This window comes from Limnoraphis robusta CS-951 (assembly GCF_000972705.2).
Map to the genome: position 1 here is coordinate 1 of NZ_LATL02000264.1, position 23,917 is coordinate 23,917.

Annotated in this window: 14 protein-coding genes and 4 pseudogenes; 8 read left to right on the plus strand and 10 right to left on the minus strand. The window is 44.4% G+C overall.

Translation table 11 applies throughout. The features are described from left to right. Positions 1-250: 250 nt before the first annotated feature. The gene (gene recA, locus WN50_RS22340; protein ID WP_046281608.1) at positions 251-1,327 is read left to right on the plus strand and encodes a recombinase RecA; all 1,077 of its coding nucleotides are present in this window, start codon (positions 251-253) and stop codon (positions 1,325-1,327) included. A 792-nt stretch (positions 1,328-2,119) separates the two neighbouring features. Continuing rightward, positions 2,120-6,343 carry a pre-peptidase C-terminal domain-containing protein gene (locus tag WN50_RS33520; protein WP_049560804.1) on the plus strand — a complete coding sequence of 1,408 codons (4,224 nt, stop codon included), beginning with the start codon at positions 2,120-2,122 and terminating at the stop codon, positions 6,341-6,343. Positions 6,344-6,587: 244 nt separating this feature from the next. Here the strand turns inward: WN50_RS33520 and WN50_RS22350 are convergent. The 5 genes and pseudogenes from WN50_RS22350 to WN50_RS22370 all read right to left on the minus strand — a co-directional run. Beyond that, positions 6,588-10,736 (minus strand): annotated as a pseudogene (locus WN50_RS22350) (response regulator); the annotation flags it as partial. 146 nt (positions 10,737-10,882) lie between these two features. Beyond that, complete coding sequence (locus WN50_RS22355; protein ID WP_046279395.1) at positions 10,883-14,263, minus strand: methyl-accepting chemotaxis protein; 3,381 nt, start codon at positions 14,261-14,263, stop codon at positions 10,883-10,885. 239 nt (positions 14,264-14,502) lie between these two features. After that, complete coding sequence (locus WN50_RS22360; protein ID WP_046279394.1) at positions 14,503-15,030, minus strand: chemotaxis protein CheW; 528 nt, start codon at positions 15,028-15,030, stop codon at positions 14,503-14,505. Positions 15,031-15,041: 11 nt separating this feature from the next. Then, positions 15,042-15,407: a response regulator transcription factor gene (locus WN50_RS22365; protein ID WP_046279393.1), complete on the minus strand. Its 366-nt coding sequence runs from the start codon at positions 15,405-15,407 to the stop codon at positions 15,042-15,044. 226 nt (positions 15,408-15,633) lie between these two features. Continuing rightward, positions 15,634-16,863, minus strand: coding sequence for a response regulator (locus tag WN50_RS22370; RefSeq protein WP_046279392.1), 1,230 nt, complete (start codon positions 16,861-16,863; stop codon positions 15,634-15,636). Positions 16,864-17,313: 450 nt separating this feature from the next. Here WN50_RS22370 and WN50_RS22375 point away from each other — a divergent pair. The 6 genes and pseudogenes from WN50_RS22375 to WN50_RS32670 all read left to right on the plus strand — a co-directional run. After that, positions 17,314-18,568, plus strand: a pseudogene (locus WN50_RS22375) (RNA-guided endonuclease InsQ/TnpB family protein); the annotation flags it as partial. 45 nt (positions 18,569-18,613) lie between these two features. Further along, the gene (hmpF, locus tag WN50_RS36525) at positions 18,614-20,347 is read left to right on the plus strand and encodes a pilus motility taxis protein HmpF (protein WP_046280257.1); all 1,734 of its coding nucleotides are present in this window, start codon (positions 18,614-18,616) and stop codon (positions 20,345-20,347) included. A gap of 23 nt (positions 20,348-20,370) precedes the next feature. Then, complete coding sequence (gene sipA / locus WN50_RS22380; RefSeq protein WP_046280256.1) at positions 20,371-20,616, plus strand: regulatory protein SipA; 246 nt, start codon at positions 20,371-20,373, stop codon at positions 20,614-20,616. Positions 20,617-20,870: 254 nt separating this feature from the next. Beyond that, on the plus strand, positions 20,871-21,701 hold the full coding sequence (locus tag WN50_RS22385; protein WP_046280255.1) for a thiazole synthase: 831 nt from the start codon (positions 20,871-20,873) through the stop codon (positions 21,699-21,701). A 112-nt stretch (positions 21,702-21,813) separates the two neighbouring features. After that, positions 21,814-21,987 carry a photosystem II assembly protein Psb34 gene (gene psb34, locus WN50_RS34275; protein WP_152964900.1) on the plus strand — a complete coding sequence of 58 codons (174 nt, stop codon included), beginning with the start codon at positions 21,814-21,816 and terminating at the stop codon, positions 21,985-21,987. Between the two features lie 105 nt (positions 21,988-22,092). Next, positions 22,093-22,251: pseudogene (locus WN50_RS32670) on the plus strand (type II toxin-antitoxin system VapC family toxin); the annotation flags it as partial. Between the two features lie 5 nt (positions 22,252-22,256). Here WN50_RS32670 and WN50_RS32675 read toward each other — a convergent pair. From WN50_RS32675 to WN50_RS22405, 5 genes and pseudogenes are all read right to left on the minus strand, one after another. After that, the gene (locus WN50_RS32675; RefSeq protein WP_235441083.1) at positions 22,257-22,364 is read right to left on the minus strand and encodes a type II toxin-antitoxin system HicA family toxin; all 108 of its coding nucleotides are present in this window, start codon (positions 22,362-22,364) and stop codon (positions 22,257-22,259) included. Positions 22,365-22,470: 106 nt separating this feature from the next. Continuing rightward, positions 22,471-22,665, minus strand: coding sequence for a hypothetical protein (locus tag WN50_RS22390; RefSeq protein ID WP_046280254.1), 195 nt, complete (start codon positions 22,663-22,665; stop codon positions 22,471-22,473). A gap of 3 nt (positions 22,666-22,668) precedes the next feature. Then, positions 22,669-23,143, minus strand: a pseudogene (locus WN50_RS22395) (PIN domain-containing protein). 211 nt (positions 23,144-23,354) lie between these two features. Further along, on the minus strand, positions 23,355-23,579 hold the full coding sequence (locus WN50_RS22400; protein ID WP_046280252.1) for a type II toxin-antitoxin system HicA family toxin: 225 nt from the start codon (positions 23,577-23,579) through the stop codon (positions 23,355-23,357). Further along, the gene (locus tag WN50_RS22405) at positions 23,576-23,788 is read right to left on the minus strand and encodes a type II toxin-antitoxin system HicB family antitoxin (protein WP_046280251.1); all 213 of its coding nucleotides are present in this window, start codon (positions 23,786-23,788) and stop codon (positions 23,576-23,578) included. Before WN50_RS22405 ends, WN50_RS22400 begins: the two co-directional genes overlap by 4 nt. Between the last annotated feature and the right edge of the window lie 129 nt (positions 23,789-23,917).

Sequence of the window (23,917 nt, forward strand, 5' to 3'; positions counted from 1 at the left end):
CCCCCAACCCCCAACCCCTAAGATTGATATTGATGAAAGGATCAAATTTCGCTACAATGAGCGAACGTCAGTAAAAAACGAGTCAAGAGATCGGCGCTGTCGAAACAGACGCTATATCACATCTTGTAAATTAATCCAATGAGCGCCGAGTGAGAAGCCAGTCAAGCTGGTAAGATACGAGCATATATCCGTTTGACCCGGCTCAGTATAAAAAACCCCTACCAAAATCGTAAAAATGGGATCAAAGCGAATGGCTACAAAAGTTGGCGATAACGCCGAAAAGCAAAAAGCATTAACTCAGGTTCTCAACCAAATAGAACGGAACTTCGGAAAAGGAGCAATTGTCCGTTTAGGTGATGCTCCCCGCATGAAGGTAGAAACCATTCCCAGTGGAGCATTAACCTTAGATTTAGCCCTCGGTGGGGGAATACCGAAAGGACGAGTGATTGAAATTTATGGGCCAGAAAGTTCCGGGAAAACCACTTTAGCCTTACACGCGATCGCCGAAGTCCAAAGAGCCGGAGGAGTCGCCGCCTTTGTCGATGCGGAACACGCCCTAGATCCCAGTTACGCATCCGTTTTAGGCGTGGATATTGAGAACCTGCTGGTGTCTCAACCCGATACCGGAGAAATGGCATTAGAAGTCGTCGATCAACTCGTGCGTTCAGTTGCGGTTGATATTGTCGTCATTGACTCCGTAGCCGCTTTAGTTCCCCGTGCAGAAATCGAAGGAGAAATGGGCGATGCTCACATGGGGTTACAGGCGCGTTTAATGAGCCAAGCCCTACGGAAAATTACAGGTAATATTGGTAAGTCCGGTTGTACGGTTATTTTCCTCAACCAATTGCGTCAGAAAATTGGAATTACCTACGGAAACCCCGAAACCACAACAGGCGGAAATGCGCTGAAGTTTTACTGTTCAGTTCGGCTCGATATTCGCCGCATTCAAACCTTGAAAAAAGGTACAGATGAATATGGAATTCGGGCTAAAGTTAAAGTCGCAAAAAACAAAGTTGCGCCGCCTTTCCGCATCGCTGAATTTGATATTATCTTTGGAAAAGGCATCTCAACCTTAGGCTGTTTAGTTGATTTAGCCGAAGAAACAGGCGTGATCAAACGCAAGGGTTCATGGTACAGCTTTGACAGTGATAATATTGGTCAAGGTCGAGACAAAACGATTATTTACATGGAAGAAAACCCTGAGTTTACCGCAAAAATAGAAAAGTTAGTTCGAGAAAAACTTGAGAGCGGTGCTGTCGTTTCTTCTAACTCAGTCGGACACGTTGATGATGCTGAGGATGAAGAATTTACAGCAGAAGAAGAATAAAATCAACGTTTTGGGATTAGGAATTAGGAGTTAGGAGTTAGGAGTTAGGGTTTATAAATTATCCTGAATCGTGAAGTTATAACACCCTAATTTCTATTGATTTTAACTAGAAGATTTGACAATTAAAACCAATAAAATATAACCTCCTTAGCCTTAGTGTTGAGGGGGTTTTTCATTGATTAAATGAGTTTCTATAGCAGTACACCCGAAAAACAGGGTTTTTAAATCCTCACTCCAGTAATTTCATAGCAAAACTCTATTGATAAAATAGCGATCGCTCTCTGTCTCCGTAAATTTACTGAATTTCTATTGATAGAGATAAAATCTAAAATCCGTAATTTCCCTCTGTACTTTGCTTGGGGTTGGCAGTATAACTGACATAGAGCAAAAAATTATATCAAAAGGAAGAGGACAAACCTCTTCTGAACGGATAGCAAGATGGATGTCGGAAGCGATGTGTAGGCCAATCCACTACGTAGCTGTGACGAATCCTTAAATGTCTGGAACAAAACCCCACACATTTTAATCAGCCTGAAGAGGACTTTCTTCACTCTGATCGAGTTTACTTTCCCTGCGTGAACAGACCTGAAAAGTCAAAAATTGCTTCGCTTCTTACATACATATCTCATTAGGTGTTTTTTCAGTAGATAACGGCTTTGAATAAACCTTCAGGTTAGCTTTCCCGTTAGATACTGGCAGCTTGCATCGGTTACATTATCAAATTTTTAATCTATGTCTTACATCAGACATGGAAAATTAACTTGCCTTTCACTTTTTTAGAGGTGTTGTATCGTGTTTGAAATTGAGAATTTTTCGTTATCAGGGACAGTATCTACTGATTCAGAGATTGCCATTGCCAACATTCTGAATGGTTCTTCTTCAAATGATTCCCTCGTTGCAAGAGAGGAACCAGACAGCCTGTTTGGTTTAGCAGGTAACGACACAATGCTAGGGGGCGGTGGAGACGACTGGCTCAGTGGTAACGAAGGCAGAGACTGGCTCAGTGGAAATCAAGGCCAGGATACAGCCTACGGTGGAAAAGACCAAGACACCCTTTATGGGGGTCAGGGGAGTGATCTTCTTTCGGGCAATTCAGCCGACGACTGGCTCAGTGGAAATCGAGAGTCGGATTCGATCTACGGGGGCGAAGAAAATGACATCCTCTATGGAGGTGAGGGAGATGATCTGCTATCCGGAGATGAGGGTAATGACACAATCTCAGGCGACAAAGGTTTAGACACGCTGATAGGCGGTGATGGACAAGATATATTCATAATCGGTTCGGGGACTGGAGGCTCAAACGCTGGTAGTTCTGATTTTATCCGGGATTTTGACCCCGATGAAGACCAAATTCAGTTGGAAAATGGTCTAACTTTTGATGACTTGATTTTGACCGATACAGAAAATCGTGTCACCATCCAAATTGCTGAAACGGGTGAATTTCTGGCGGTTGTTCAAGGAATTGATACAGATAGTCTCCAGCGAGATAGCTTCTTACCTTTGACCAGTGAGCCGCCAGAACCAGAAGAACCAACCCCGACAACCGAACCGGAACCCGAACCCGAACCCGAACCTACGCCTGAAGTGGTTGCTCCACCCATAGTTGACCCAGATCCAACACCGGAACCCGAACCGGAACCGGAACCCGAACCCGAACCCGAACCCGAACCCGAGCCGGAACCTGAACCCGAACCTGAGCCGGAACCGGAACCTGAACCTGAACCTGAACCCGAACCCGAACCGGAACCCGAACCCGAGCCGGAACCCGAACCGGAAGATACAGATAATACCTTAGCAACGGCTCGGAACATAACTGATAATCCCCAAACCTTCAGTGATTCTCTAGGAGAGTCAGATCTGGTTGATCTCTACAAATTTGAGTTCGATCAAGTTAGCCGTCTCAATGTGAAACTGGATGGTTTGAGTGCGGATGCGGATTTAACACTCATTCAAGATTTGAATGAAAACGGAGAAATTGACGAGGATGAATTGCTAGAGTTTTCCTTGGAAGCAGGTAATACCTCCGAAGAGTTAGACGCAATTTTAGAGGCGGGAACTTACTTTGTCCAAGTTGATCAATTCTCAGGGGATACCAACTACACTTTAGAATTCTCTAGTCAACAAGCTGAAGAACTAGCCGAAGATGGTGCAGGTAATACTTTAGCGAATGCTCAGAATTTAGACCTTACCGATAGTCCCCAAACAGTCAATGATTTTGTCGGAGATTTAGATCCAGTAGATCTCTATAAACTTGAGATCGATCAACTCAGCCGTATCAATGTGAAACTGGATGGCTTGAGTGCGGATGCGGATTTAACACTCATTCAAGATTTGAACAATAACGGGGAGATTGAGGATGACGAATTTCTAGAGTTTTCCTTGGAAGCAGGTAATACCTCCGAAGAGTTGGATACGATTTTAGAGGCGGGAACTTACTTTATCCAAGTTGAGCAATTCTCCGGGGATACCACCTACTCTCTGGAATTATCCAGCGAACCGCTTGAAGAAGAACCGGAAGATCTTGCAGGTAATACCTTAGCAGAGGCTCAGGATCTAAGCATTACCGACACCCCTCAAACCGTCAGTGATTTTGTTGGAGACTTAGATCCAGTTGATCTCTATAAATTTGAGATCGATCAAGAGAGTCGTCTCAATGTAACCCTGGATGGTTTGAGTGCGGATGCGGATTTAACACTCATTCAAGATTTGAACAATAACGGGGAGATTGATTTTGATGAATTTCTGGATTCTTCCTCTAAATCGGATAATAACTCTGAACAGTTAGACACGATTTTAGAGGCGGGAACTTACTTTATTCAAGTTGAACAATTCGAGGGTGATACAACTTACACCTTGGAATACTCCCGTGAACAAACTGATGAAATACCAGAAGATGGTGCAGGTAATGAATTAGCAGAGGCTCAGGATCTAAGCATTACCGAAACCCCTCAATCAATTAGTGATTTCGTTGGAGATTTAGATCCAGTTGATCTCTATCAACTTGAGATTGATCAACCGACTATTCTAGATGCGAAATTGAACGGCTTGAGTGCGGATGCGGATCTGGTACTCTATCAGGATAGTGACGGAGATGGAGAACTAGGACCCGATGAAATTGTCTCTGTATCTGAACAATCGGGTACTGCTGATGAAAGTATTGAAAACATCACTCTCGATGCGGGAACATATTTCCTTGCAGTAAAACAATTTGAAGGAGACACGAACTACAACCTGAGTGTAGCAGGGGTTGCCGGAACGATAGCCGAAGATTTGGCGGGCGACGGGCCGAGCAGCGCTCGTGTGTTGCCACTAAACGGTACGGTAGAACTGTACGACTACCTTGGCGGAACCGATACGGTGGATACCTATCGCCTTGAGGTGTTTAATGGGGGCTATTTAGATGTACTCGCTATCGGTGAAGATGCGAACCTCGAACTGACCCTCTGGAGCGACCTGAATAACAACAATCAGTTGGACGATGATGAAACGATTGCCCAGGAAACTGATGCAATCTTCCTAGATTTCATTGACTCCGGTACTTACTTTGTTAATGTCACTGCTCCCGAAGGAGCAACGCTCTACGGAATTTCAGCCCTCTCTGAACCCGGTAGTTCTGTCGAGAATGAAAGCTATAACCCGCTTTTCCCAGGTGTTTCCTTTCCAGGTATTCTCGATGAAGATGACTTTATTGAAGATCGGGGACAGTCTGCCGATCCCTATCTCCTGTCATTTGTAGAGCCTGGGTTAACGGTTACCATAAGTCAGGAATCGGAAGATTTCAATGCTTCCCTCTCTGTAGTGGATCTGATTACTGGCGAAACGATTGCTACTAATGATGCTAATACCGAGGGTGGAGACTCCGATGCTCAAGTGAGTTTCACAGCAGAAGAAGGGAAACAATATGTGGTGTATGCCTCTAGTACGAGTGCTGATAGTGGTGGGGAGTACACCCTGAACACTACGGTAACAGGAACACCGACCAATAATGTCAGCCCTCCGTTAGATTCTACCCAAGGGCAGCCGACATCAACCTTTACCAATTACAGCTACAAACCGCCAATAAATTATTCTTTCACCTATCAGCCTCTGGCAGGCGGTAAGGTCGAGGATAATTTAATCCGAATCCGTGATGTCAACCAGGGTTCTTTCGGTAACTGCTACTTTCTTGCAGCCCTGACAGCCACATTCGGAAAAATTGAACCAAACCTCAGCAATGCTAATACTAAGGAGAGTGTAGTCCTGCAAAATAACATTAATCCAGGCGATAACGACAGCTACAACTTCGTGTTGTACAAGCAGGGCCAAAAAACCGAATACACTGTGGATAACCAAGTAGTAATCCGTGACACTGAAGATAATAAAGAAGATAACGGAAAAGGTACATTGTTTGGGACAACATGGCCATCTGTTTATTCAGTCAAACCGACCGATGCGTCAGACAAATCTATTTGGGCTTCTCTTTATGAACGAGTCCACGCACTATCAAAGGGTAGCTACGATTTGGCGGGCAATGGTGGTACAGCCAGCGCAGCTCTTCTCGATATTACGGGCAAGACGAACGATAATTTAACCTACTTCAATTGGGACTCTAACAAGTTAGAATTTGAGCAGTACCAGTCTGTAACTTTCAAGGAGAATACAGATCCAACACAGAGCAGTTTTAGTTTTGGGTTTGATCGCAAAGACTTTTCTAAACCAGAAGATATCTTCGAGAGCATTCAAACGACCTTAAATGAAGGTGGTTATGCTGCCGCAGGAACCAAAGGCGGAGGAAATGACACCAAGGTCTTATATGGCGGGGTACTATACGAAAGCCATGCTTACAGTATCCACAATGCCTATGAGCAAAATGGTGAGAAGTTGATCCTACTGCGGAATCCCCACGGGAATGACAATGGTAACAATGTGTTCGCAGAAGAAGATCCGAATAAGAACAATTTGCAGGATGGGTTTATAACCATCAAATTTGATGCGTTTATCGAGAACTTTGATAACTTGAGTTTGTTGAAGGCATAGTACCCATTCTTTATCCCTTTTTTATCCAACTGAGGTCAAATCTTGATTTTTCAAATTTTCTAAAGTGATAAAAGAGGGATAATCGGTAGCCTTTCTCGCAACTGAAAGTTATAGCAGTCGCGCCTGACAATTAGGACAGAGCTTTTCTTTAAAACTTAAGCCTAGAAAGAGATTTACTTCTGACTTCTGACTTCTGACTTCTGACTCCTGACTCCTGACTCCTGACTCCTGACTCCTGACTCCTCTACGAAGTTAGAGCCATTCCTGTCGGTTTCCCAACCACTTCTCCGCGCAACATTCGTCCGGCCGCTTCGAGTAACTGTTCTTCGAGATAAGGCTTGGTAAAATACCCTCTCGCACCTAATTGATAAGCCATCTGGCGGTGTCGATCTGCACCCCGAGACGTTAACATGGCGATCGGCAAATCAATCAAAGCCGGATCTTTCTGCATCCGAGACAACAACTCTAAACCATCCATCCGAGGCATTTCAATATCGCAGAAAACGAGATCACAAGGTAAACCCGACTTCAGTTTTTCCCAGGCTTCTTTACCATCACGCGCTTCTTCGACTCGATAACCCGATTTCTCAAAGGTAATCGACAACAGACTTCGCACCGTAATCGAATCATCTACAATTAATACCGTCGGCTGAGTCTTCTGGACTTGCTGTTCAAGCGGCGTAGAAATACCCGTCGGCCAAGGACTTGGTTCCTTGCGAATCCGGCCCATCGCTAAATCAATCAGTTCTAGCACATCTGCGATCGCCACAATCTGACCATCCCCGAGAACCGTTGCACCCGCCACACCCACAGGCTTCGGCACAGGCCCTTCGAGTTGCTTAATCACAATTTCCTGTTCCGCTAACACCTGATCCACCATCACCGCCAGATAAGTCCCGGCTGATCGCAAAACAATCACCGAAATCATATCCTCTTCAGTATTCGTCCCGTAAACATTACCCCGTCCCAAATGCCGTTTATAGGTCAACAACTCTCGCAAATGACGGAAAGGCAGTAACGACCCCCGCCATTCCAAAGCCTGTTTCCCATCCGCCATCATCCGAATTTGCTCACGGGGAATATCAATCATCTCCTCAACCCCATCCATCGGGAAGGCAATCCGAGCGCGATCGCTAATACAACAGAGCGCCCGTGAAATACTCATATTCAACGGTAGACGAATCGTAAACGTCGTTCCCTTACCCAAGGTCGAATCGGTGGTAATCGTGCCTCTAATCTCATTTAAACTGGTTCTCACCACATCCATCCCCACACCCCGACCCGAAAACTCATCAACTTGGTCTTTCATACTAAAACCGGGATGAAACAGCAAATCGTAAACATCCAAGTTTGACATCAAAGCAGCACGTTCCGGTGTCACCAATCCCTTACGAATCGCCTTTTCCTTCACCTTCTCGACATCAATTCCCGCCCCATCATCAGAAATCGAAATCACCGTCTGATTCCCTTGGTGAAAGAGTTTAATGGCAATCCGACCCTTCGCAGACTTTCCGGCTGCTATCCGCACCGTTTGAGGTTCAATCCCATGAGTAATCGCATTATTAACCAAATGAATTAGAGGATCATGCAGTTTCCCTAACAACATCTTGTCAATTAAAGTATCTCGACCCTCAACATAAAGTTCAGCCTGTTTGCCACACTTAATCGAAATATCTCGCACTGGACGGGCCAAGCGATCCGCTTCTTGGGCGAAAGGTTCCATCCTCGCCTTTGTCAAACCTTCCTCAAGCTGAGTCGTCACCTGTCGCAATTGACGGCTGACTTGATCCGCCTCTTCCACCAAAAATTCAATATCAGCCGCCGACTCTCGAACCCGCACCACCAACTCAATAATTTCTTGAGACAAGGTATGAAAAGGCGTAAACCGATCCAATTCTGTTGATTCAAAATCGTCAAACAAGCGTGAAATCGGATCATCAACTCGATTTTTGTGCGGTTTCTCATCTGCACTGCGAGGACTATTCCAAACTGATTGTTTACGTCCCGACAGTAGCGAAATTTCCAACAGACTTCGCTCGTAAAAATCCTGCATCCGTTGACCCACATCACTCAACAGCGACACCTGATCGAGTAAATTATCCAAAAACTGCCGCATCCGTTCTTGATCTTGCTCCAAGCTGTTGCGGTTAACCACCAACTCACCCATCAAGTTACTGAGATTATCAAGTTGCTTGACTGGAACTTTGGCGATCGGTTCAAAAACACGAGTCTGTTTCGCTCCGTTCCGTTGTCTCATCCCCGCCCCACCCGTAGCACCAGGCCCTTCTTCACCGCCTAGTAATTTTTCGAGTTCAGCAAATTCATTATCTTCTTCAAGATCATCATCATCTTCCTCCTCATCAGAGTGTAAGTCAATCCCATCTTCTGCTTGCAATAAAGCATCAAGATCCGAAAATACACCCGAACCGTCGGAGATCAGTCCCATAGGTTCAGCATTCCCTAAATTTTGTTGACTTTCAAGAACCCCCGTATTTTGATTGAGTAATCGTTCTAAATAATCAAAGTCCTCTATCGCTGAAGTCTCCTCAGCAGTCGAAAAGTCTATTTCGCTGTCAACGGCTTGCTGATCTCGGTTGTCCGTCTCTTCCTCCAAAGAATCAAATAACTCACTAAACAAATTCTGAGAATCTTCTTGAGAAGTGGTCGTAGAGGAAGTTACCCGTCGTGAAGTCAATGGAGTCGCAGCAATAGTCGTCGTCTCTGGTATAGAATCGGAGACAGAATCCGTCTCCCCATCCCCACTGACGAGGTGTTCAAACCAGTCTGTATCATCAGATAACTGCACTGAAGAGGGAGCCGGAGGTTGTGAGAAAGACTCAACCTCCGTCTCTGAAGAAGCAAACAAATCCTCAAAACTGAGATTTTCCGCTTCTAAATCCGATTGAGAAACTGTTACATTGCCAGAAGTGAACAACGATTGAGAACGATTAACAGTTTCCCCGGCTCCAATATTCAGCAAATCATCAAAATCTGTTAGATTAAAGTCCCGACTTGATCCGGTGTTCGAGTCAGTCCGTTGTAGTTTTGAGGTCTGATTAACGGCTTGTTTATTCTTCGGAACTTGGGAAGAATGGGTTCGGTTTTGCTCCTGAGAGTCTTCACTAAATAGATCCAAAAAGTCGCGGTCAAGAGGAGTACCTGATGTCGAAGAATGAATAGAGTGATACTCTGTTGATTCAATTAGCTTTTCTTCAGTCCAACTCTGTTCGATAGAGTTTTCCCCTTCAAACAAATCCGCCAGACTTTTTAACTCTTCCGGTGCCATTTCCGGGCCTCTAGGCGTCGGTTTAGAAGGATCTAGGCTTGACTCTGAAGTAGACCAATTCTCTAGAAAAGACAGATCAATATCAGCTTCTGTTTGATCAGATTGTCGGGAATTTGAGGCGGCTTGAGGAGAACTTTGAGGATTATTCCTCGCTCCCTTAGTGCTGGAAGAATTAGCGTTTCCTGATGACGTTTTTTTCGCCGAACCGCTTTTTGAACTGCGCGTCGGTAATGATTTTTGGGTTTCGGATACCGAAGATTTAGGTAATAAATTTTTGAGATCCGCACTCACTGAAATTTTGGCTTCTCGATTTTCCAACACCAACTCTTGAGCCTGCTTAATTGCTTTAATGGTGATTGGAGCTAAAGTCGAGAAAGCATTCTGCGGATGAGCAATTGCTCGTTCAACAGTGGCGACAAACTTCGCCCAATTTGACAAATCAAAAGTTTCTCCTGCTCTAGCCAAACTCCGACAGATTTCTATCAAGGCTTTGCGGCGATCCGAATTTTCCGCTTGTTTAAACAGTTGCAGCATTTCCCGTAGTTGATCGGGAACATCGCTGCGGAAAAATAACTCTTTCGCACTATTTTCCGGGGGTTTAGTGGCGATCGCGGGTATCATCTCAAGTTTCTTGAGGTAAGCTGTAGCTGGGACTTGAGAGATGATGTTAGGCGTCGTCAGAGTGAATTCAGTCAGAAAGACTTCATTGCGTTTTGCCAGAGACTCAAGCTGATAGTTAAGGCGATCAAAGGTAGGTTCTACTTTTTTCAGTTGGCTAGCCGCCACTTCATCGGTTAACCCGTAAGGGCCGGATAAACTCTCAATCTGAGCTTTAAGTGTATCAGAAATTTCCAAAAATGAAGAAACTAACTCCTGGTCAACTTGAACTTTAGATTGAGCTTGGATTTTTTCGAGAATTTTAAAGCTATCTTCGAGGCGATGAGATGTTGTTTGAATACTCGCCAATCCTAACATCGCTGCCCCCCCTTTAACCGAGTGAGCCGCACGGTAAACTTCATAAAGCAGATCAGGATCTTCGATCGTAGACTGCAAGTTGAGCAATCCTTGTTCGATAGTATCGAGGTGATCTTGCGCTTCTTCAATAAAATATCCCAGGATGCGTTGTTGTTGTTCGGCTTGCATAATTCATCATTAAAAATAAAGGATTTAAAATTTGAGAAGTTCAGAAGTTCAAATATTTCTGTTCCTTCTTACCTCCTGCCAGATTGCCTTCTGCAAGATTGCCTATCTTCCTATTTTCGCTCAGAGGAGTCTACTCGGAATCGTTCAACAGAAGTAAGTAGATCACGAGCCACACCTACAAGATTACTCAAAGCGTTAGAGACTCGATGAGCTTCTTGAGAGGTTTCTTGAGCGCTATGTTCAACAGCCTGCATAACTTGCGCCACCGCCCGAGCCGTTTCATTTTGCTCAACGGTATCGGCCGTAATTGATCGCACCAAAACATCAATCCGGTTAGTAACTTGAATAATATCATCGAGCGATCGCTTGGCTTGTTCGGCGAGTCGCGTCCCGTCAATCACCTGTTGGTTTCCTTCTTCCATCGCCATCATTACAGAGTTCGTCTGACTCTGAATTTGCATCACGATTTGTTCAATTTCTTTAAGAGATTTTGCCGAACGATCTGCCAATTGTCGGACTTCATCAGCAACAATGGCAAAACCCCGTCCAGCTTCTCCGGCTCGTGCCGCTTCAATACTGGCGTTTAAAGCCAATAAGTTTGTCCGTGAAGCAATCTGAGAAATGATCGCGACAATTTTAGAAATTTCTTGAGAAGACTCTGCCAAGCGTTTCACCTCACGGGTGGTTTCCGCTACCGTTTCGCGAATCTTCAAAATCCCGGCTACCGTCATTTGTACAGCCTCTCCGCCTCGGGTAGCGACGGCGGCCGCTGATCGCGCCACTTCTTCGGCTTCTCGCGCACTATCAGCAACCCGTTGAATGGCATCAGTTAGGACTTGTACGGAATTGAGCGTTGCGGCTAATTCTTCAGCTTGTCGCAGGGCATCTCCGGCGACATCTTTAGCAAACGTCGCACTATCGGTTGCCCCTTTACTCACCTGACGGGCTGCCTGTTTCACCTGAACCACGATTTCTCGCAGGTTTTGAATGGTTAAGTTAAACGAGTCAGCAACCGCGCCTAGCACGTCCGCCGTCACTTCTGCCGTTACCGTTAAGTCACCTCGAGCCGCCCCTTCTACGTCATCGAGTAAGCGAATCACTTGGCGTTGGAGATTTTCTTTAGCTTCTTCTTGTTCTTCAGCTTTGCGTTGAGCTTCGGCGGTGGTGGTTTCGATAAACTGTGCCATGTGGTTAAATTTCGCCGACATTTGACCCAACTCATCGATCGCATAAACCGTCGCTCTGGCTTTTAAGTTGTGGCGAGAGATGGCATCAAATTGATGCTGTAAATCTTTTGAGGCTTTCGACATTTGTCGCGCCGCAATATCTCCCACAGTCCAAGCACTCAAGAAGCTCGTCGCACCCGCAACGAGAGTAACGATCCAACCTGTGGTTCGTAGGGAATTCACCACCTCGCGTCTTTGATTGAGAGAGGCCGTGCGTGTCATAATATTTGTCGCGGTTGCCACGAAAATCAGAGTCGCCACCCCTGTACCGATCGCAATGTAGAGAAATTTAGTTTTAAAGACTTTATTTTCCAGGAAAGCAAACGGCCCCTGTTCAACGGTGACCGAGGTTTCAACCGGATCGTCGATTTGCGAGGTAAAGGTCGTTACAACTTCTTGATCAAGAGGAACGTTAAACAGTTCATCGTTGCTAATGGCGGAATTGTCTCGCTCTAGGGCGCTGCTAGCCGTGGCAACAAAATCACTATCGACTTCTTCGTTAAAGTCCGAGGAGTCGGAAATAAACGAGGCTTCTTCTGAGCGGGAGGCTTCAAAATCTGGCAGGTTCCCCAAATCGTCAAACTCATCAAAATTATCTAGGAAGTCATTCTCATCAAGAGCCGAAGAATCTGTCGTCAGCACTTCTTCGTCGTCGGGTTCTATCTCGTCGTCGGAGAATCGCTGCTGTTTGTCGAGATTGATCCCTTGACTGTTGGAGAACTGCAACTGCTCTCCAAAACTATCATCATCAAAAGCATCCAAGCCAAAACTGTCGGGAATCTCACTGGCATCAAACAAAGCATCGGAGTCTAAACTGCCATTCTGTGCATGGGACTGCTGAGAATGGGTTCGCTCCGACGAGAGCAATTCCTGGCTCAAGTCGTCCTCTGCGATCAAGTCTGGGTCTTCGATCAGGTCTTGCAGTGCAAATTCCTCATTCTCATCAAACTGAAAATCATCATTCTCATCAAACTTAAAATCATCATCAGAACCGGACGGACTCATCAGTAAGGTTTCGGCTTCGGCATCAGAAGCTTGTTGTATATCCTCCAAGCTAAACAAGTCTTCATCGAAATCTTCATCCTCTTTTTCAACTTGGGGACTATAAGATTTACCGTTGGCGTGAGCGGGTGTATTCGATGAATGTAAGTTTAAGTCGGCGGAATCTTCAAGGGATTGAAAAATATCATCTAAATCTGAGTTAAATTCATCAAGGTCTATCCCTTCTTCGTCATCGGAGTCTTCGGTAACATTCGGTGTGGGTTTTAGAGCCACTTTTGAGGCTGAAGAGCGGCCATTTTTTTCGGAATGGGGTGCTACAGGGGAATAGTTTTCGTCGTCCTCGAGATCATCGAGTTCCATCAGATCGTCTAAATCCAAGACTTCTGAAGAGGTCGCCTGTAAAAAGTTAGATTGAGGTTTATCAAAGTTGGGATTAGCCTCTTCGGCTAACAAATTTCCTGACCAGTTTTCTAGGGGTTGTAGCAACTGTTGTTCTATTTCGTCGTCGGAGTTGTATTGATCATCGAGTTGAAAGGGGTCAGATTCGAGTTGAGTGGTAATGGCTTCATCTTCGACGAGTTCTAGTTCTTCAGCTACACCGAGAGACTGATCGCTCTGAGCAAAAGGATTGTCAGCCAGAGGGTTGTGATCGTCGTCGTCTTCTTCATCTGTGAGTGAGTTTGGCAAATTACCGATGTCAGTAAACTCATCTAACTGCCCATCATTACTGAGGTCTTCTAAACCGAAGTCGGGTTCTGAGAGGTCAATTTCTTCTAAAGAGAGTTCTTCTAATTGCTCTAAATTCATCTCGGAGTCGAGCAGGGGTTCTGAGTGGTCAGCAAAGTCGTCTAAGTCTACATCAGAAACCCCCGTTTCCATCATCTGTTCTGAGTCTAGTCGAGTTTCGGCGGTTCCGATGTCATCATCATCGTTGAGATCCACGCCTAACCCGAGATCTCCACTGATGGCATAGGCGGCTGAGTCGGCGAGATACTGTTCAGCCATCTCCATTGATGCCTGAGCTTGTTCGAGCAGTTCGGCATCATCGGTCAGATCAAGAACGGCGAGATACTGTTCTCGAGCAACATCGTACTGCTGCAACCCGTAACCGTAGATGTGACCGCACAGCAAGCGAGCGGATGGATCATCGGGATAATCTTCAACTAACCGATAGACTAAAGCGGCTGCTTCTTCATAATTTCCTTGTGTGTAAGCGGCTTCTGTTTGTTGATACTCTTGCAGGAAGTCTGTACTTGCTGGCATTGCCTATTCCCCTTTCCGTTTTTTCTAGTTCTTTATGGTTTATGGCTTAGTTTTTTAGCGTCTCAAATTTAGTCTTTATTATTTATTTGGAGTTCGGGAGTTTGAAAGCAGTGAGCTGCTGAGTGCCTATCTGGGATTTTTAGATTCCAAAGGGGTTGTACGGGGTCAAAGTTGAGAACGGGTTGCTTGAGAGCCTGGGACTTAAATTTTGGACTTTTTAAAGGTTGAACATTTAACGCTTAAGCGGCTCCCCATCGAGCCGATCGCACAATAGCAATTTGATCGAGTAATCGCAGGGGTTCTTCTGCATCACCCATTTGACATTCTCCTTTGATAAACGGTGCCATACTGTCTGGGAGTTGAGTCGGCATTTTCATCTGTTCGACATCTAGCCACACAATATCACTGATGGCTTCTACCGCTAAACCCAAGATCGTATCTTGATCTTCTACGGCAATCACAGGAATCTCTGTGCGATCTGTATCTAAAGGGATTTGATCTCCGAGAAATTGACCCAGATCCGCCACCCAAACGACTCGACCCCTGATATTGAGTGTTCCTAAGAGTAAGGGGGAAACGTTTGGGATAGGAGTCATCCGATCCGGAGATTGGGATAGCACTTCTTTAATCCCAATGGCGGACAATGCCAGTTCCATGCCCGAAGGAAGATAAAATCGCAGATGGGGTTCTCCTTCTGGGGTCTCTAGTTCTTGGAACTCAGGACTGTCTGGACTCTGCCCGGTTAAAAAGTCAGGATTACCGACCATAGTACCAATATTCAACCTCGCAGTAATTGTTTGACGGTTCCCACCAGTTCGGTCGGTTGAAAAGGCTTGGCAATATAAGCATCAGCTCCTTGTTTCATTCCCCAATAGCGGTCAAATTCTTCGCCCTTAGAAGAACACATCACGACTGCAATGTTCTGGGTTTTGGGGTCAGACTTCAAACGCCGACACAACTCGTATCCATTCATGCGAGGCATAACAATGTCAAGAACCACTAAATCAGGACAATGTTTCTCCACCTCTTTTAAGGCTTCAACACCGTCACTTGCCACCTTTACGTCTAAGCCACTGTCTTTGAGGAGATTACAAATCATCTCCCGTTGTGTGACACTGTCTTCTACAACCATAACTGTACTCATACTGTCTGACTGAATTCCTGGGTTTAGGGTTAACGGACGGTCATGGAGAAGCCCGAGAGAGTGTATCCGATCAGTTGAGGTCGTCCTCGGACAAGGAAGGCACTCCGGTTTCAGACCAAACGGTTAATTGCAACTGCGCTTGAAGAATACTCTAATATAGTATTGTTTGATTCAAGTATACCCAAATTCCTTGGTAATTTTAAGTTGAAAAGGATCGCCATATATCTTATTGATCGAAGATATCGTTGATTTCCGAAGCTAACAACCGCTCTGATGGTAGCCGATTCGGATCTCCAAGGCCGACATAGGTTTCAACTAATGTCAATAATTCACTTTCCCCAAACGGTTTGGTTAGATAGTCTGTGGCTCGTACCATTCTGGCTCGTAGTCGGTCAACGAATCCATCGATCCCCGTTAACATCACGATCGGTGTTTGGCGAAAGGCAGTGGAATTCCGCAGCATTGCACAGATTTCATAGCCATTGAGTTCGGGCATGGCAATATCACATAAAATCAAATCAGGTTTAAGCTGAAAAACCCAACTGAGTGCTTTCAGGGGATGACTGATTGCTGTCGCTTCATAACCCTGCCGATTGAGAATTAATTCTACCGTTTCTCGGATCACAATGTCATCATCAATACATACAATTCGGGGAACTTTTGTTGGGATAGCGAGCTTATTTTGAGCCGGAGATTCACCGTTTGACGTGGGATTTAACAACTGCACAAACCCCTGTTGCACAAAGGGATACATCGCTTTAGTCACCGTGACAATATCTCGATTTAAATAGCGGGCTATTTGACGAAAAGTTGTTTGACCGTCTGCCCAACGGTTGAGGGTTTCAAAAGCATGAGGACGTAATGTGCGTTGCAACTTCTGTGGATCGGGAATTAAAGGGCATTGATTGGGGGATTGAATATGGGGATGAAAGGTTTTCCACTCTTGGACTTGTTTCATAATTTTTGCCAAGAGCGAACTGATTTCTAACGTGGTTAACTGCGGGGCCAACGGCGGCCCGATTTCAAAGATAAACGAACCCTGGTGCAAACTCAGCAAATCAAACAGGGTTTCATAAACCATTCCATGAATAATGCTGCGGGCCTGAGGTGGGGTGATTAGATTTTTCTCTAACAACGCCCACAGGTAGCCGTATTCAGGAGCATTAACTGACGCAATCGAGGGAACTTCAATCTGATCAAGGGCTTTATCAGCTTGAAAACGACGTAGGTAGTCGCGCAAGCGTGACAAACTATCCTCGCTCTGACCTGCATAGATAATGCGACCATTAAAGCAGAAGACTAACCAGCACGGTCCCCCAAAGTGAGGACGACGTAAAGCGCCTGTTGTGCCTGACGTTGGGCTATAAGCCTCTACCATGAGTTCTCCGGTTCGCTGACCTAGCTCAATCAGTTGCAGGATACTGCGGATATCAATCTCACTTAAAGAGCCTTGCATGCAGCAAGTGGCCTCCTTATCACCGTTGAATTCTATGTACATCCTCTCACACCAACCCCAATGGAATTGGTGTAAACTCCGTCTATTCCTGTGGACGGCTCCAAACGTTGTGACTCCTCCTCCTGATTTTCTGATTCCGCCGAGCGAGAGCCTGCTAATCAACCGAGAAACTTTATCATTCTAACTATTGTAGGCAGTTACAGCCTGACTCGCTCAGACAATCACTCGATTCGTCAACGCAATTTGATAAGATTTCAAGATGTATTCCAGAGGAAATCTTCTCTGGTAATTGGTGGTAGAGTAAAATTGAGCAGGGACACGTATATCGATCCACGATTGAGACCGAATCATTTCTGTCTGTCGATTTTACCGAAAAAATGGCTTGAAAACCCCGTCCTTCTAGGACGGCTTTTATGTTATGATGTTTTGCGTAGATGTTTCCCACGTAAAATGCTCGTTTTAGAATTTAAGGCTAAAGGGAAAACAACTCAATACACAGCGATTGATCAGGCAATCAGGACGGCTCAATTTGTCCGCAACAAGAGTATCCGTTTTTGGATGGATAATCAAGGCGTTGGACAGAAAGAGTTATACCGTCTGAGTAAATCTCTCAGAGATGAGTTTCCCTTTGTCAAAGCTTTGAATTCTAGTGCTTGCCAAGCTTCTGTTGAACGTGCCTACAGTTCCATTTCTCGGTTTTATGACAACTGCAAGAAGTCGGTTCCCGGTAGAAAAGGATATCCAAAGTTCAAGAAAAATTCTCGTTCAGTGGAATATAAAACCTCTGGGTGGAAGCTATCTCCAACCCGGAAACAAATCAGTTTCACCGATAAAAAAGGTATTGGTAAGCTCAAACTTAAAGGGACGTGGGATTTAAACTTCTACCAATTAGAACAGATAAAAAGAGTTAGGGTAGTTCGTCGTGAGTCGCGGCTATTATGTTCAATTCTTAATTAGTGCAGAGAACCAAGTAGAAACACAACGCCACTTACTACAACTCTGGGAACCAGAGCAACGTAGTGGCTCACCAACGGGTAAAACAATTGGTTTAGATGTTGGACTCAAAGAGTTTTACACCGATAGCAATGGGCATAGTGAACCCAACCCTAAATTTTATCGAACAGGAGAAAAACGATTAAAGCTTTATCAACGTCGTGTTTCTCGAAAAAATATTGGCAGTGCCAACCGGAAAAAAGCCATTAATAAATTAGGGCGAGTACATCTCAAAATAAGTAGGCAACGTCAAGAACACGCTAAAACACTAGCGCGTTGCGTAATCCAATCTAACGATTTGGTAGCCTATGAAGATTTGAGAATTAAAAACTTAGTTAAAAATCCTTGTCTCGCCAAGTCTATCAATGATGCAGGTTGGTATCAATTCAGAAAATGGTTGGAGTATTTCGGGGTAAAGTTTGGCAGGATAACTGTTGCAGTCAATCCTGCTTATACCTCTCAAGAATGCTCTAATTGTGGTGCGATAGTCAAGAAATCTCTATCAACAAGAACTCATGTTTGTGAATGTGGGTTTGTTTTAGATAGAGACTGGAACGCTGCCATCAACATTCTGAAAATAGCCTTGAGTACCGTAGGGCATACGGGAACTTGGATCTTAGATCCGAAAGCTTCAGGAGATTCGACCTCTACTCATGTGGGAGCAATCCTGTCAGAGCAAGTTGGGTCTGCGAATGAAGAATCCCCACGCCTAAAGGGCTGGGGAGTGTCAATTAAACACCTCACGAGGACGATCACCGTGCTGTATTTAGCGGAAGTACAAAAGCAGAGAAGCTTTGGTTTGGGTGGCGGTCGAGCTGAACTCAAATTGCTGGCCTGTCAGCGAGGTGAGAACAACTGGACTGCTGTTACAGGTGATGAGGTGATACCCGCCGAGGATGCCAATAACTTCAAGGACGGTGCCTTAGTCCTCGTAGACCTTAATAGCAGCAAGCACGTTCAACGCATTCAAGATGCCGCTCGACAGCTCGTTAGCATTCTTCAAGATTTCTCTCGCTTACAAGAAAAGTTTAAAACTCAACAAGAAGAAATCGAACAGTGGAAAGAGTCTCTCACTTATCAAAGTCAAGAACTCAATCGCCGCGAGATGGAAATGGAGGCTCAACGGGAGCAACTCGAACAGCTTGAAGAAGAATTTGAACGCCTCGAACAGCAACGTCAAGAAATAGAATCTGCACGACAACAAGGAGAACGACTCCGCTCGGAGTTGGATCAATCCCAAGCTGAAATTGAACAAACTCGCCAACAACTCCAACAACAGATCCGGCAACTTGAAGATCAACAAGCTGGCTTAAAATCCGCTCCCGCTCTCAGTCAAGAACAATCACAACAGCTTCAATCTTTACTGGCTCAACTGTCTACTCCCGTTGCTCTTGATGCCTTACAAAGACAACTTGAACAAGCAACGGATCGCCTAGAAGCTGGACAATCAACTTTACAACATCATTGGCAACAACTACAAGAAAAACAAACTTCTGCCGAGCAATTACAAGACCAAGTTGATGCCACTCGTCAATCTCTACAAACTCAGTGGCAAAATTGGTATGAATCTCAAGATGATTTGACTCAATTGAAATCTAATCTCCAAGGTGAATATACTCAATTAACGGCTAAACAAGAATTGGCTGAAACTTGGCAAACACAACTCCAAAATCGACAAACTTTATTAAGTCAATTGGAAAAATTAGCCGCTCAGTTTGATGAGACTCAAAGTGTAGGGGTGGTTATTAATGTATCGGCTTTAGAAGCGATGCCTATCGAAAAACTTAAAGAGGAAGTTGATAAACTTCAACAAGAATGGGATCGCTGGTTTCGCATGGTCAAAGAACAGGAAGACGAGTTGAAATACAAACGAGAAGACATCGAGCAACTCCAACAACAATTAGTACAAGCCAGGGATGGAGAACGTTCTCGTCTTGAAAGCGAACTCACCGATGAAAACGATGCCTATGATATGTTAAATCGCACCATTGGCGGTCAGCGTCGCACCCTCAGAGAGCGAGAAGCGATTCTGATTCAGCATCAGGCTGTATTATTAAAACGTCAAGGTTTGCCTGCCAATGTTAATCCAGATGGCCTGGTTAATTTTGAGCGGGTTCTCTCCAGTTTGAATGCTCAACACCAAGATCAACAGCAAAAATTAGAGGTTCTTGAAGCTGAAATTTCTCAAATTCAAACCGCAATTCAACAACTAGAAGAAACGGTGAACCGTCAAACCGATGAACAACAACAAAAACGTCAACAATTAGAGGCAGAAGAACACAGTTGGCGCGAACAATATCAAGCGGTTTCTCAACTCTGGGGAACGGTGAGTTTGTATCAACAAATGCTACAACCTCTTCAAAACAATTGGAATGAACTTAAACAAAAAGTTGAAACCACAACAACAGAGTTAAATCAACTCGAACACACTCGTCAGCAACAGTCGCAAAAAATTGAACAATTACAGCAAATTGTTTCTCATTTAACCTGAATTAAAATTCAATGACAATACCGATGGAACCCGAGTTTAAAATTTATCAAAAAGTTAGAATGATTGGTATTCCTCCCTACGTTAAAACGGCTGACCCCATGCCGATGTTACGTCCCTCCAATGTGATTAAACTGGGAGAAGAAGGGATTATTCTTGATAGGCGTCCGGGCGGATATTGGGGCGTTCGTTTTGAAAAGGGAGCATTTTTAATTGATAGTCAATATCTCGAAGCCGTTGACGCACCTGAAGCGAACTCCTCTGAGGAATAATTATTTGATGAAATTGCCAGCTATTTTCAGTCACGAGTCAGCCCTGTAGCGGAGGGTTCAGTCAAGAGGTCTGTTTTCCCTCAAACAACCTCAATAAACCCGCCCCGAATTTTCAAGGTCTCCTGAGATTTTAATTTATGATAGATAGAGAAACTGGGTTAATATTTTGAGTCACAATAATTCAGGCAAAATCGTACAATAAGAACTAGATGAAAAATCAACATCTACTGGAAAAATAAAGGAAACGCTTCAAAATGCAAACACTCGATAAACCCCTGCAACAACAAGATATAGATAAGCCGTTAACTATAGCCGGAAAAAGCTTTAACTCTCGCCTGATGACCGGAACGGGCAAATATCGTACCCTAGAAGAAATGCAGCAAAGCATCCTCGCCAGTGGATGTGAAATTGTCACTGTAGCGGTACGACGAGTTCAAACCCAAGCCCCCGGACATGAAGGACTCGCCGAAGCCATTGACTGGACGAAAATTTGGATGCTTCCCAATACCGCAGGCTGTCAAAATGCAGAAGACGCTATTCGGGTTGCACGGTTAGGACGAGAGATGGCAAAATTATTAGGACAGGAAGATAACAATTTTGTCAAGTTAGAAGTGATTCCTGATGCCAAATACCTCTTACCTGATCCCTTTGGCACCTTAGAAGCCGCCGAAAAACTGGTGAAAGAAGGCTTTGCTGTACTTCCCTATATTAACGCTGATCCGTTACTCGCCAAACGTTTAGAAGAAGTTGGCTGTGCGACAGTCATGCCTTTGGGTTCTCCCATTGGTTCAGGACAAGGCATCAAAAACGCTGCTAATATTCAGATTATCATCGATAATGCGAAAGTTCCCGTCGTTGTTGATGCGGGTATTGGCACCCCCAGCGAAGCGGCTACAGCGATGGAAATGGGGGCGGATGCGTTACTGATTAATTCAGCGATCGCTCTAGCCGGACAGCCTGCTATGATGGCGAAAGCGATGGGAATGGCAACTCAAGCAGGTCGTTTGGCTTATCTGTCGGGGCGTATTCCCATTAAAAATTATGCCACAGCTTCTTCTCCTGTGACCGGAACGATTAGTTCTTGAGTTCTCAGAGGTTCCCTGCCCTGGGGAACCTGTAATTCCTCCTGAAGTTATTTAACTATTGGCAAATTTTTGTTACTCTAGATTGAATAAGATAAAACGAGGACGTTAATTTATGCCTTATACAACCGAAGAGGGTGGACGCCTAAATAATTTTGCTGTTGAACCCAAAGTTTATACTGCTGAACCTCCGAACAAAAATCAAGTCCGCAATTATATCATTTTAGGATCTTTAGGCACAGCTTTAGTAGTGGGTTTAATTGTTGTAGCTGTTGGAGTTTCGGGTTAAAAAAGAGAAGATTTTTTAACATCGTTATTTAATTGAATTAGGCGTTCATAATTTATCCAGGTGTTTGAGGTTTCAGATACCTGGTTTGTGTTATTGATAGAAAAACCTCAAGCCGCTAATGATGCACTGCATATTGCGATCGCTAGAGTTTATGGTTTAGATTATCTATTAACGTGGAATTGTAAGCATATTGCTAATGCTCAGATTCAGAAAAAACTATCGCAAATTAGCGTTGATGCTGGATATAAGCTACCAATACTTTGACCATCCTAATGGCGGAATTGCTTATGTGAACCTTTCTGGCGAACTTCAACAAATCCCAAATTTTCCAATATGCGAACAACTTCTTGAGGTTTCAGAATTGGAATATTGCTCATGCTGAATGAAAGCCGAAGCCGTGCTAACTGAAATTATAATTGTCTCGGCTGAACCCAGGAGTGTTCAACTTCCTAACCCCCTCTCCTAACACCTTGTTGCACAAACTCAATCTCTCTCCTGGGTTGGTTTGCTCAAAGGTTTTGCTAAACTGTATTTTGATGAGAGGTTAACAACTTCTCTCCCACTTTCTGCCTGTTTTTTCTGTAAATCGGCGAAGATTGCTTTTAAATCGTGGTTGAAAGACTCGGCATATTTTTCACGAATTTTATGAATTTCTTCTACAATTTCATCTTTCCACATGGACTACTCTCCTAGCAACTCGTAAGGTGTACACAGTATTGGTAGCTGATAGCCACAATCTAGGCTAATTTCGGCAAGCTTTCTCTGAATCTGAGCATTAGCAATATGCTTACAATTCCACGGTTAACAGGTAATTCATACCGTGAACGGTTGCTGCGGCAATGTGAATTGCATCTACGTCTGCTTTAGTCGGAAGATTGCTACGGGATAAGAACTGTGCAGCCAATTGTTCAACATCCTGATTTAACTCTAGCAACGGAAAGTTACGGGCGATTTCTAGGCGTTGGGCTGCCATCTCGACATCTCCTTGGGCTGTCTCAATGAGAACGGCTTGGGAGATATAAAGAGTGAAGTCATTCCGACGAGATTCCCACCAATTTCTTGTCAATTGTATATTTGCAGCAACTATTAAATCTCTAGTTGACCTAGCTGTGAGATAGCCCAAAATACTGGTTTCGATGTAAACCGTTTCGCTCATCTGATGTGCGTACAGAGAATAGCCCTATTTAAATGTTAAATGATTTTTTGGTGGTCCTATCCCCTTACTTTTCTTCCCTGCTTTTAGGGGGGACCCAGGGGGGTGAAACTTAGAAAAACCTCTCCCCCAACCCCTCTCCTACGAGGCGAGGGGAGTTCAATAATTCACTCACTTAATTTCATCCAAAGAAATAGTTTCTGTTAGCATTTGATTAGCGATCTTCGAGCATCTCCTCAACAGTCATCTCAATATCGCTGGCAATTTTTTTTAGCAAGGTTGGTGAAATATCTTGTCCTTTGTGAAAAGGTACGGTTGTTCCTCGACCATCCTCATGGCGGAATTGCTTATGTGAACCTTTCTGGCGAACTTCAACAAATCCCAAATTTTCCAATATGCGAACAACTTCTTGAGGTTTTAGAATTGGAATATTGCTCATGCTGAATGAATGATAATTTGTTGTGTGCCGACAAACTGAGTCTCAAAGGTAACATCTTCTTCGAGTAGCATCTCAATCACTTCTGTTAAATTCTCTTGAAGTTCATCAAGGGTTTTTCCTTGAGAATGGGCGCCAGGAAAACCGGGAACATAACCGACATAAAGTTGGGTGTCAGGGTCTTTTTCTACAATTGCTGTAAATGTTTTCATTGGGTTAACGTCAATTTAGATATTTATTTAAAGCCAAAGCCGTGCTAACTGCAATTATAATTGTCTCGGCTGAACCTGGGACTGTAGTATTCAATAACTGTTGCCCCCTAAATCCCCCAATGTTGGGGG